The sequence below is a fragment of the Nereida sp. NH-UV-3 genome (genome assembly GCF_042939535.1).
GTDB classification, from domain to species: Bacteria; Pseudomonadota; Alphaproteobacteria; order Rhodobacterales; family Rhodobacteraceae; genus Nereida; species Nereida ignava.
Genome location: NZ_CP132157.1, coordinates 1,856,894 through 1,867,500, shown reverse-complemented (window position 1 = coordinate 1,867,500; position 10,607 = coordinate 1,856,894). Strand labels below are relative to the sequence as shown.

The following is a 10,607-nucleotide window of genomic DNA, read 5'->3' as shown; positions in this document are numbered from 1 at the left end:
TGATCCATCGAATGAACCAAACCGCCCACATATCTCTTCAAATACCAGCAATTTCAAACAACGTGAGGAACAAAAGAGACCAGATGCGCCCTAAATCATACGGCGCGCCCCGCCTCAAATACCTCTAATTTCTTCTCCAACCTCAGAACTAAGTCAGCCTCTCAGCGTCTCCCTAGCCCCTCTGGCGACCCGCGCTGCATCTCTGCGCCGCCGGTGAAGTGGGGTTTAGGTCTAACAAACAAAACACGCAACCCCCTTTTTGAATTTCATGTGAAGTTTTTCGAACAAACGTAATTACCTCAATAAAAACTACATTTTCGACCTTTGGGCCAAGTACAAACAACTGCTCAAACCGAAGTAAATGACCCGCTGTTCATGAAAAGTGCAGAATCTAAGCCAACACTAAGCTGAATAACGAGTAAATCAGAGTGAACCGCCCACCAATGCCCCATGCACGAGTCGAAATTAATCCGAATTTTTTCCAAATTAAGGGGAATCGCCACTCCAAAAATTTGTTTCACACCATAGCGCACAGAATCGCGTTAATTACATCGCTCGCGATTCTTAACAACTGCGGCGCGCTCTACATCAGCCCAACGGTTCCATTGAACGATCCGGATGTGCAGATCGTCGAAGTGACACAAGGCGTTGTAAAAATTGCGAACGGCTCTGCTTACTCACCGCGCGCTCTACCAAGGCCTAGGTCCGCAGATGTAACCGCAATAGATCTGCAGTCCGGCCAGCCAATGCTGCCACGCGTCGCCTCGCGACAACAAACCATCAGCGCTCCGCCGGTATTGAGGCTACCTCCGCAAACCAAAACAAAGCGGTACCAAATTGGAGTGGGTGATGTTGTCTCCCTCATAGGGCGGAGCAATCCCATTGCGATCTCGGGAGCTGAAGATCAGCGGCGATCAAACAGTTACACAGTCCAAGACAGCGGCGCCATCGCGCTTCCAGACGTTGGTTCGATCAAGGTAGCCGGCCTCACAATTGAGGATGCCCATTCAGCGGTATTCAAAAGAAGGGCCGCAAACCAAATCACGGATACCTTTGCTCTTGATATAAGTGAATTCAACTCACAACAGATTATCGTCGGTGGTGCGGTCAAAACCCACATCCGTATCCCCGTCACGTTTGCACCAAGCACATTAAGCGATGCGATAGCTGCGGCAGGCGGAATCGTAACCAAAGACGAGCGCTCCACTTCAATTAAGATATACAGATTGGGCGAGCTCTATCAGCTACCGTTTGCAGATTATTTACAGACGTCAGACTTGCAGCGCCTGCCCTTAATGTCTGGTGACGCCGTCTACGTACATGTTGGTTACGATTTAACTACTGCGCAGGCTTATTTTTCGGAACAGATTGCGCGAACCGAATTATCCATAGCCCTAAAAACCCAGCGGACCGAACAAATCGCAGCGCACCTAAGCGCGCTCGATCTACAACAACGCACTGAACAAGCTGCTATTCAGATGCGCGTCGCGACGGGTAGCTTGCAGCGTGACTACGTTTACTTGACTGGCGAAGCGAGTAAGCAAACGCGGTTCCCACTACCGTTTGAGCACCATGCAAGTCTTGCTGATGCCCTCTTTGACAGTGGCGGCATTCCGACGACCACGGCAAACATTAGCCAGGTCTACATCCTACGGAAACGCAGTTCCGGTCGCCCGATTGCAGCATACAGGTTTGATTTTTCGAATACTGCGAATTTGGTGCTTGCGACCGAATTTCAGTTACGCCCAAACGACGTTATCTTTGCGGCTGAACAACCGATTACAAAGTGGCATCGCGTTATCCAACAGATTACGCCCAGCTTAATTACCACCGGCGTCGGGGCCACAAACTAATTATGCCACGCTCGGCGCTCCAAAATGAAAAAGCCCCCGCACGGTTCCATGCGGGGACTTTTCTATTCTAAGTAAACACGTTGCTTACCAGTCCTCACGGACCACTACGCGTGTTTTGATCGGCAGCTTCATCGCTGCAAGGCGAAGTGCCTCACGCGCGATTGGCTCGGGTACGCCGTCGATTTCGAACATGATGCGGCCAGGTTTTACCTTAGCTGCCCAGAAATCCACGGAACCTTTACCTTTACCCATACGAACTTCGACAGGCTTAGAGGTAACAGGCAGATCCGGGAAAATCCGGATCCATACGCGACCCTGACGTTTCATCTGACGCGTCATCGCACGGCGAGCCGCTTCGATTTGACGTGCGGTGATACGCTCGGGTTGCAGTGCTTTCAGGCCGTATGTGCCAAAGTTAAGATCCGAACCGCCTTTGGCGTCGCCGCGGATCCGGCCTTTGTGCATTTTACGGAACTTAGTGCGTTTTGGTTGAAGCATCTTTCAATCTCCCCCTTAGCGACGACCGCCTGCACCGCGAGGTGCTGGGCCGTCTTGGAGTTCTTGTGCTTTACGGTCACGCGCAGCTGGATCATGTTCCATGATCTCGCCTTTGAAGATCCAGACTTTAACGCCAATGATCCCGTAGGCAGTCATGCCCTCTGCGTGTGCGTAATCGATGTCGGCGCGAAGTGTGTGCAGCGGCACACGACCTTCACGGTACCATTCAGTACGCGCAATCTCTGCGCCGCCCAAACGACCAGCAACGTTTACACGAATGCCCAAAGCGCCCATGCGCATTGCGTTCTGTACCGAGCGCTTCATCGCACGACGGAAAGAAACACGACGCTCAAGTTGCTGAGCAATGGATTCAGCAACGAGGGCTGCGTCCAACTCAGGCTTGCGAACTTCGACGACATTCAGGTGAAGCTCAGACGCAGTCATTGATGCCAACTTCTTACGAAGTGTTTCAATGTCAGCACCCTTTTTACCGATGATAACACCGGGGCGCGCTGTGTGGATCGTAACGCGGCACTTCTTGTGCGGCCGCTCGATGATCACGCGGCTTACGCCAGCTTGCTTGCACTCTTCTTTGATAAATGCGCGCAGTTTCAGATCCTCAAGCAGCAAGTCACCATAGTCTTTGGTGTCTGCATACCAGCGGCTGTCCCATGTGCGGTTTACCTGAAGGCGCATACCGATTGGATTGACTTTATTACCCATTACGATTGCTCCTCAACTTGACGAACCTTGATGGTCAGTTCCGAGAACGGCTTTACGATCTTACCGAACCGGCCACGTGCACGAGGACGACCGCGCTTGAGTGTCAGGTTCTTACCAACGTAAGCCTCTGCAACTACCAGCTCGTCAACATCGAGGTTGTGGTTGTTTTCCGCGTTCGCAATCGCAGACTGAAGGCATTTCTTCACGTCTTCAGCGATGCGGCGCTTTGAGAACGACAGGTCAGTCAACGCTTTGTCAACTTTCTTGCCGCGGATCATTGTCGCAACCAGGTTTAGTTTCTGCGGGCTTGTACGAAGCATGCGCAATTTCGCCATTGCTTCGTTTTCGGCCACGCGGCGGGGGTTTTTATCCTTGCCCATGACTTACTTCCGCTTCGCTTTTTTGTCAGCCGCGTGTCCGTAGTATGTACGGGTTGGTGAGAATTCACCAAACTTCTGGCCGATCATTTCTTCAGACACATTCACTGGAATGTGCTTTTTGCCGTTGTAGACGCCGAACGTGAGGCCAACAAACTGTGGAAGAATCGTAGAACGACGCGACCAGATTTTGATGACTTCATTGCGGCCGCTTTCACGGGATGCTTCTGCCTTTTTGAGGACATACGAGTCGACAAAAGGACCTTTCCAAACAGAGCGAGTCATAGATTAACGCCCTTTCTTCTTGGCGTGCCGCGAGCGGATGATCAGCTTGCTGGACGCTTTGTTCTTGTTCCGGGTGCGGGCACCTTTTGTGGGCTTACCCCATGGTGTCACTGGGTGACGACCACCAGAAGTCCGGCCTTCACCACCACCGTGAGGGTGGTCGACGGGGTTCATAACAACACCACGCACAGATGGGCGGATGCCCTTGTGACGGTTGCGGCCCGCTTTACCGAAGTTTTGGTTAGAGTTGTCTGGGTTAGACACAGCACCAACAGTCGCCATGCACTCCTGACGAACCAAACGAAGTTCACCAGAGCTGAGGCGGATTTGTGCGTAACCACCATCACGACCAACGAATTGAGCATACGTACCGGCAGCACGTGCGATTTGACCGCCCTTGCCTGGCTTCAGCTCGATGTTGTGGATGATTGTACCGATTGGCATACCAGAGAACGGCATTGCGTTGCCTGGCTTGATGTCTGCTTTAGCGGACGCGATGATTTTGTCACCGATGGCCAAACGCTGTGGTGCAAGTACATATGCTTGCTCGCCATCATCATATTTGATGAGTGCAATAAACGCTGTCCGGTTGGGGTCATATTCGATCCGCTCAACGGTGGCAGCGATGTCCAGCTTGTTACGTTTGAAATCAACGATACGGTAGAGGCGTTTTGCACCACCACCTTTACGACGCATTGTGATCCGTCCGGTATTGTTCCGGCCGCCGTTCTTCGTCAGACCCTCAACGAGTGCCTTGACTGGGCGTCCTTTCCAAAGCTCCGAACGGTCAATCAGAACCAACCCACGTTGGCCAGGCGTCGTCGGTTTGTACGACTTAAGTGCCATGCTTTCTGTCTTCCATTTGCTTTGCGGCTCATTCGGCTTTCGCCATCAGAACCGGAAGTTATAGGCCCCCGAAGGTGCCCGTAGAATGCGTTGCGCAGCAAGCTGCACAAAACAACAACAAAGCCCCAGACGAATCTGGGGCTGAGCCGATGGTGCTTACTAGGGGGCTGACCCATTCGGGTCAAGGGCCAAGCACATTTTACCTAAGTACAATAAGCAAGCCGCTACCCAGCCAGACCACAAAAGCTACTTCTTATCGCGCGCAGCTTTTTCTTCTTTGGTCAGCTTATTGTTCCACTGGTTGTTACTCAGACCCAATTCCGCGGGTGCTGGCTTCGTCTTGCCCTTGGTGACAGTGCCGCCCTTATTGAGAAATTCCTGAATAAGAGCATCATCAGTGGTTTGTTTGGGTACATGTTTCATGCCAGAAACACTGCCGCAAATCGATCAGCCCTACAAGCGTAGTAAACAAACAAAAAGCCCCGCTCGTCAAATGACGGCGGGGCTTTTCCAATTATACTGGTCTAATTACAGACCTGTGTTCACGTCGATCGTGTTGCCGTCTTCGAGCATAACATATGCCTTCTTGACGTCTTTACGTTTACCAAGCTGGCCGCGGAAACGCTTAGCCTTACCTTTGGTGATCGTTGTGTTAACCGCTTTAACCTTCACACCAAAGAGCGTCTCAACTGCTTCTTTGATCTGTGGTTTGTTTGCGTCGATCGCTACTTCGAAAACCACCGCGCCATTTTCAGACGCCATAGTTGCTTTCTCAGTGATGATCGGCTTGCGGATCACATCGTAGTGTTCAGCTTTCGCACTCATTTCAAACGAGCCTCCAGAGCTTCGACACCTGCTTTGGTGATCACAAGAGTGTCACGCTTGAGGATGTCATACACGTTTGCGCCCATTGTCGGCAGGATATCCAAACCTTCGATGTTGCGCGCGGCTTTCAAGAACCCTTCGTTCACAGAAGCACCGTCGATGACCAATGCACGCTTCCAACCGAGGTTTTTCACTTGCTTAGCCAACGCTGCAGTCTTGCCTTCTGCTTCCGCGTTCTCAATCACAACCAACTCACCCGCTGCTGCTTTTGCAGAAAGCGCGTGCTTCAGGCCAAGCTTGCGGAATTTCTTCGGCAGCTCGTGACCATGTGAACGTGGTGTTGGGCCTTTGTAGATACCACCCTTACGGAAGATCGGCGCGTTACGGTCACCGTGACGTGCGCCACCGGTGCCTTTTTGGCGATAGATCTTCTTTGTTGAGTAGCTGGTTTCAGACCGTGTCTTCACCTTATGAGTGCCGGCCTGCGCATTGTTACGCTGCCAACGAACCACACGGTGCAGAATGTCTGCGCGAGGCTCAAGTGCGAACAGCTCGTCTGAAAGCTCAACAGAGCCAGCAGTCTTGCCGTCAAGTTTGATCACATCAAGTTTCATTCTTCACCTCCAGTCGCAGGTGCTTCGGCCGGAGCTTCAGCTGTAGCTGCGTCGGATTTTAGGCCTGCTGGCATCGGTGCGTTGTCAGGAAATGGCTTCTTAACCGCATCCTTAACAGTCACCCAACCACCTTTGGAGCCAGGAACAGCGCCTTTAACCATGATCAAGCCACGGGCGGCGTCAGTTTTAACAACCTGCAGGTTTTGCGTAGTAACACGAGCAGCACCCATGTGACCGGCCATTTTCTTACCTTTGAAAACGCGGCCAGGATCCTGACATTGGCCTGTAGAGCCGTGTGAACGGTGTGAGATAGACACACCGTGTGTCGCGCGAAGACCGCCAAAGTTCCAGCGCTTCATCGCCCCTTGGAAACCTTTACCGATCGATGTGCCAGCAACATCAACGTACTGACCTTCGAGGTAGTGATCAGCAGAAATTTCTGCGCCCACTTCGATCAGCGCGTCAGCGTTAACGCGGAACTCAGCAACTTTACGCTTTGGCTCGACTTTTGCCGCAGCAAAGTGACCGCGCATCGCAGCAGATGTGCGCTTTGCTTTCGCAGAACCAGCACCAAGCTGAACAGCAGTATAGCCGTCTTTTTCTTCGGTACGCTGAGCAACAACCTGAAGGTTGTCTAGCTGAAGAACAGTAACCGGGATCTGCTTACCGTCTTCCATGAACAAACGGGTCATGCCCATTTTCTTTGCAATAACTCCGGAACGGATCATTGTTTCAAATCCTCCGATTAAGATTGCAGTTTGATCTCGACGTCCACACCAGCTGCCAGGTCGAGCTTCATAAGCGCGTCAACAGTTTGGGGAGTCGGATCAACGATATCCAGCAAACGCTTGTGCGTGCGGATTTCAAATTGGTCGCGAGACTTCTTATCTACGTGTGGGCCACGCAGAACAGTGAACTTCTCGATTTTGTTTGGAAGCGGAATGGGACCACGAACGTTGGCACCAGTACGCTTGGCTGTGTTGACGATTTCCTGTGTGCTGGCGTCCAGTACACGGTAGTCAAACGCTTTCAGCCGAATGCGAATATTTTGGCTTTGCATTTTCATTGCCTTTAATTGGCGTGAGGCGTTGAGAGGTGGATGGCTGGCTCGTCCAGTACCCACATCAAACCCGTAAGACGGGCCTAGAGGGCCCGCCTTAAATCTTGTCACGCAGTGACGCAAGCGTCATTGCGTATAAATCAATCAGCTTAGGCGATGATTTTTGCTACGACGCCTGCGCCTACTGTGCGGCCGCCTTCGCGGATCGCAAAGCGCAGACCGTCTTCCATCGCGATAGGCGCGATCAGCTCGACTTCGAACTTCAAGTTGTCGCCCGGCATAACCATCTCGGTACCCGCTGGAAGCTCAACTGTGCCTGTCACGTCAGTTGTACGGAAGTAGAACTGTGGACGGTAGTTCGCAAAGAATGGCGTGTGACGGCCACCTTCTTCTTTGGTCAGAATATAAGCTTCTGCCTCGAACTTTGTGTGAGGAGATACGGAACCTGGCTTACAAAGAACCTGGCCACGCTCAACACCTTCACGGTCAACGCCGCGAAGAAGCGCGCCGATGTTGTCGCCTGCTTCACCGCGATCAAGCAGCTTGCGGAACATTTCAACACCTGTGCAGGTTGTCTTCGTGGTATCACGGATACCAACGATCTCGATCTCTTCACCAACGTTGATAACGCCACGCTCAACACGACCGGTTACAACTGTACCACGGCCAGAGATTGAGAACACGTCTTCGATCGGCATCAGAAACGGCTGGTCAACAGCACGTGCCGGTGTCGGGATGTAGCTGTCAACAGCTTCCATCAGCTTGTCGATAGACTCTTTACCGATGTTGTCATCGCGGTCTTCCAGAGCGGCCAGAGCAGAACCGGCTACAACTGGGATGTCGTCGCCTGGGTACTCGTAAGATGACAGAAGCTCACGGATTTCCATTTCAACCAACTCGAGCAACTCTTCGTCGTCAACTTGGTCAACTTTGTTCATGTAAACAACCATGTAAGGGATACCAACCTGGCGACCCAACAGGATGTGCTCGCGTGTTTGTGGCATAGGACCATCAGCTGCGTTAACAACCAAGATCGCGCCGTCCATCTGAGCAGCACCAGTGATCATGTTTTTCACATAGTCAGCGTGGCCTGGGCAGTCCACGTGTGCGTAGTGACGTGTCTCTGTTTCATACTCAACGTGAGCAGTAGAAATCGTGATACCACGTGCTTTTTCTTCCGGCGCGCCGTCAATCTCGTCGTATGCTTTGAAGTCACCAAATTGCTTGGTGATCGCTGCAGTCAACGTCGTCTTACCGTGGTCAACGTGACCAATCGTGCCGATGTTTACGTGCGGTTTAGAGCGTTCAAACTTTTCCTTAGCCATGAGAGGCCTCCTTCATTTTCCAGTAGAACGGTGGCCCTCATGGGCCACCGTAAAAGGTGTCAGATCAAGCGTATTTAGCTTGGATTTCTTCAGAGATGTTGCTTGGTACAGCTTCATAGTGATCGAATTGCATCGAGAACTGCGCGCGGCCCGAAGACATAGAGCGCAATGTGTTGATGTAACCGAACATATTCGCAAGCGGCACCATTGCATCGATGGCAATCGCATTACCGCGAGTATCCTGACCCTGAACTTGACCGCGACGTGATGTCAGGTCGCCGATGATACCACCGGTGTATTCTTCAGGAGTGATAACTTCCACTTTCATGATTGGCTCGAGCAGTTTCGCGCCAGCCATTTTCATGCCTTCACGCATACACATACGCGCAGCGATCTCAAACGCGAGGACTGAGGAGTCAACGTCGTGGAATTTACCGTCGATCAAAGCAACTTTAAAGTCGATGACGGGGAAGCCAGCCAACGGGCCGCTGTCCATAACCGATTTAATGCCTTTTTCAACACCCGGGATGTATTCCTTTGGAACCGAACCACCAACGATGCGGCTCTCGAAGGAATAACCTTCGCCTGGCTCTGTCGGTGTAATGATGAGTTTAACCTCACCAAACTGACCTGAACCACCAGATTGCTTTTTGTGCGTATAAGAATGCTCAACTTCGCGGTCGATGGTCTCACGGTAGGCCACTTGTGGCGCACCAATGTTCGCTTCAACTTTGAACTCACGCTTCAGACGATCAACGAGAATGTCGAGGTGAAGCTCGCCCATACCCTTCATGATTGTCTGACCTGACTCGATGTCAGTCTCTACGCGGAAAGACGGATCTTCCGCTGCAAGACGTGCGAGGCCTGTCGACATTTTCTCTTGGTCGCCTTTCGTCTTAGGCTCAACCGCGATCTCGATAACTGGATCTGGGAATGTCATTGTTTCGAGGACAACAGCGTCGTTCTTGTCACAAAGTGTATCACCAGTTGTCGTGTTCTTCAGACCACCAAGCGCGATGATGTCACCAGCGAATGCTTCGGTGATTTCGTCACGATCGTTGGAGTGCATCATCATCATCCGGCCAACACGCTCGGTGTTACCTTTAGTTGAGTTCAGCATTGAGTCGCCCTTACCGAGCGTACCTGAGTAGATACGAACGAACGTCAGGGAGCCAACAAATGGGTCATTCATAATTTTGAACGCGAGGCCAGAGAAGGCCATGCTGTCATCGGCACGACGTGGGATGTTACGAACTTCTTCTTCGTCGCCTGGCTTAAAGCCCATGTAGTCGACAACGTCGAGTGGCGAAGGAAGATAGTCAACAACAGCATTCAACAGAGGCTGAACGCCTTTGTTTTTGAATGCAGAGCCGCCAAGAACAGGAACAAATGCCAAAGCCAACGTGCCTTTACGGATCAACGCGCGCAGTGTTGGAACGTCAGGCTCGTTGCCTTCCAGGTACTCCATCATCGCTTCGTCGTCCATTTCGACAGCAGCTTCGATCATTTTGCCGCGCCATTCGTCAGCCATGTCTTTCAGGCTGTCGCGAACTGGCACTTTGATCCAAGAGGCGCCAAGGTCTTCACCCTGCCACAACCACTCTTCCATGGTTACGAGATCAATCAAACCTTCCAGCTCAGTCTCGGCACCAATCGGGATACCAACTGGAACAGCGCGTGCACCAGTGCGGTCTTCAATCATGTTTACGCAGTTAAAAAAGTCCGCGCCGATTTTGTCCATTTTGTTAACAAAAACGATACGTGGAACTTTATAACGGTCAGCCTGACGCCAAACAGTTTCAGTCTGTGGCTCAACACCGGCGTTGGCGTCGAGAACACAAACAGCACCATCGAGAACCGCAAGCGAACGCTCAACTTCAATCGTGAAGTCAACGTGGCCTGGTGTGTCGATGATGTTCATACGGTGCTTAGGCGAGTCTGGTGTTGCACCGTCTTCGGTGCGCTCCCAAAATGTCGTAGTCGCGGCGGACGTGATGGTAATACCACGCTCTTGCTCCTGCTCCATCCAGTCCATCGTTGCTGCGCCGTCGTGGACTTCGCCGATGTTGTGGGACTTGCCTGTGTAGAAGAGAATACGCTCGGAGCAGGTGGTTTTACCTGCATCGATGTGCGCCATGATACCGAAGTTACGGTACAGCTCTAGGGGATATTCGCGTGCCATTGGAATGGGTCCTTGGACG

13 protein-coding genes are annotated in these 10,607 nt (G+C 52.0%); 1 reads left to right on the top strand and 12 read right to left on the bottom strand.

The annotated features are described in order from the left end of the window. The first annotated feature begins 443 nt into the window (after positions 1-443). Entirely contained in the window at positions 444-1,853 is a 1,410-nt protein-coding gene (locus tag NeNHUV3_RS09225; protein ID WP_391481034.1) for a polysaccharide biosynthesis/export family protein, read from the top strand. An 84-nt stretch (positions 1,854-1,937) separates the two neighbouring features. Here NeNHUV3_RS09225 and rplP read toward each other — a convergent pair whose 3' ends face one another. From rplP to fusA, 12 genes are all read right to left on the bottom strand, one after another. Next, positions 1,938-2,351 (bottom strand): 50S ribosomal protein L16, encoded by a 414-nt coding sequence (gene rplP, locus NeNHUV3_RS09220; RefSeq protein WP_048599680.1) that lies wholly within the window; start codon positions 2,349-2,351, stop codon positions 1,938-1,940. A 15-nt stretch (positions 2,352-2,366) separates the two neighbouring features. Then, entirely contained in the window at positions 2,367-3,074 is a 708-nt protein-coding gene (gene rpsC / locus NeNHUV3_RS09215) for a 30S ribosomal protein S3 (protein ID WP_341247541.1), read from the bottom strand. Further along, on the bottom strand, positions 3,074-3,454 hold the full coding sequence (gene rplV, locus NeNHUV3_RS09210) for a 50S ribosomal protein L22 (protein WP_048599682.1): 381 nt from the start codon (positions 3,452-3,454) through the stop codon (positions 3,074-3,076). The genes rpsC and rplV overlap by 1 nt, the downstream gene beginning before the upstream one ends. 3 nt (positions 3,455-3,457) lie before the next feature. Next, positions 3,458-3,736 (bottom strand): 30S ribosomal protein S19, encoded by a 279-nt coding sequence (rpsS, locus tag NeNHUV3_RS09205; RefSeq protein WP_048599683.1) that lies wholly within the window; start codon positions 3,734-3,736, stop codon positions 3,458-3,460. Positions 3,737-3,739: 3 nt separating this feature from the next. Next, on the bottom strand, positions 3,740-4,582 hold the full coding sequence (gene rplB, locus NeNHUV3_RS09200; protein ID WP_048599684.1) for a 50S ribosomal protein L2: 843 nt from the start codon (positions 4,580-4,582) through the stop codon (positions 3,740-3,742). 246 nt (positions 4,583-4,828) lie between these two features. Next, a complete protein-coding gene (locus NeNHUV3_RS09195; protein ID WP_048599685.1) occupies positions 4,829-5,005 on the bottom strand; it encodes a hypothetical protein in 177 nt (58 codons plus the stop codon). A 105-nt stretch (positions 5,006-5,110) separates the two neighbouring features. Next, positions 5,111-5,407, bottom strand: a complete 297-nt coding sequence (locus tag NeNHUV3_RS09190; protein ID WP_048599686.1) for a 50S ribosomal protein L23 — start codon at positions 5,405-5,407, stop codon at positions 5,111-5,113. Continuing rightward, positions 5,404-6,021, bottom strand: a complete 618-nt coding sequence (gene rplD / locus NeNHUV3_RS09185) for a 50S ribosomal protein L4 (RefSeq protein ID WP_048599687.1) — start codon at positions 6,019-6,021, stop codon at positions 5,404-5,406. The genes NeNHUV3_RS09190 and rplD overlap by 4 nt, the downstream gene beginning before the upstream one ends. Further along, positions 6,018-6,749 carry a 50S ribosomal protein L3 gene (gene rplC, locus NeNHUV3_RS09180; RefSeq protein WP_391481030.1) on the bottom strand — a complete coding sequence of 244 codons (732 nt, stop codon included), beginning with the start codon at positions 6,747-6,749 and terminating at the stop codon, positions 6,018-6,020. The genes rplD and rplC overlap by 4 nt, the downstream gene beginning before the upstream one ends. 17 nt (positions 6,750-6,766) lie before the next feature. Beyond that, entirely contained in the window at positions 6,767-7,081 is a 315-nt protein-coding gene (rpsJ, locus tag NeNHUV3_RS09175) for a 30S ribosomal protein S10 (protein WP_008756422.1), read from the bottom strand. A 149-nt stretch (positions 7,082-7,230) separates the two neighbouring features. Beyond that, positions 7,231-8,406: an elongation factor Tu gene (gene tuf, locus NeNHUV3_RS09170; RefSeq protein ID WP_048600220.1), complete on the bottom strand. Its 1,176-nt coding sequence runs from the start codon at positions 8,404-8,406 to the stop codon at positions 7,231-7,233. Positions 8,407-8,470: 64 nt separating this feature from the next. Then, positions 8,471-10,588, bottom strand: a complete 2,118-nt coding sequence (gene fusA / locus NeNHUV3_RS09165; protein ID WP_391481028.1) for an elongation factor G — start codon at positions 10,586-10,588, stop codon at positions 8,471-8,473. Positions 10,589-10,607 lie beyond the last annotated feature (19 nt).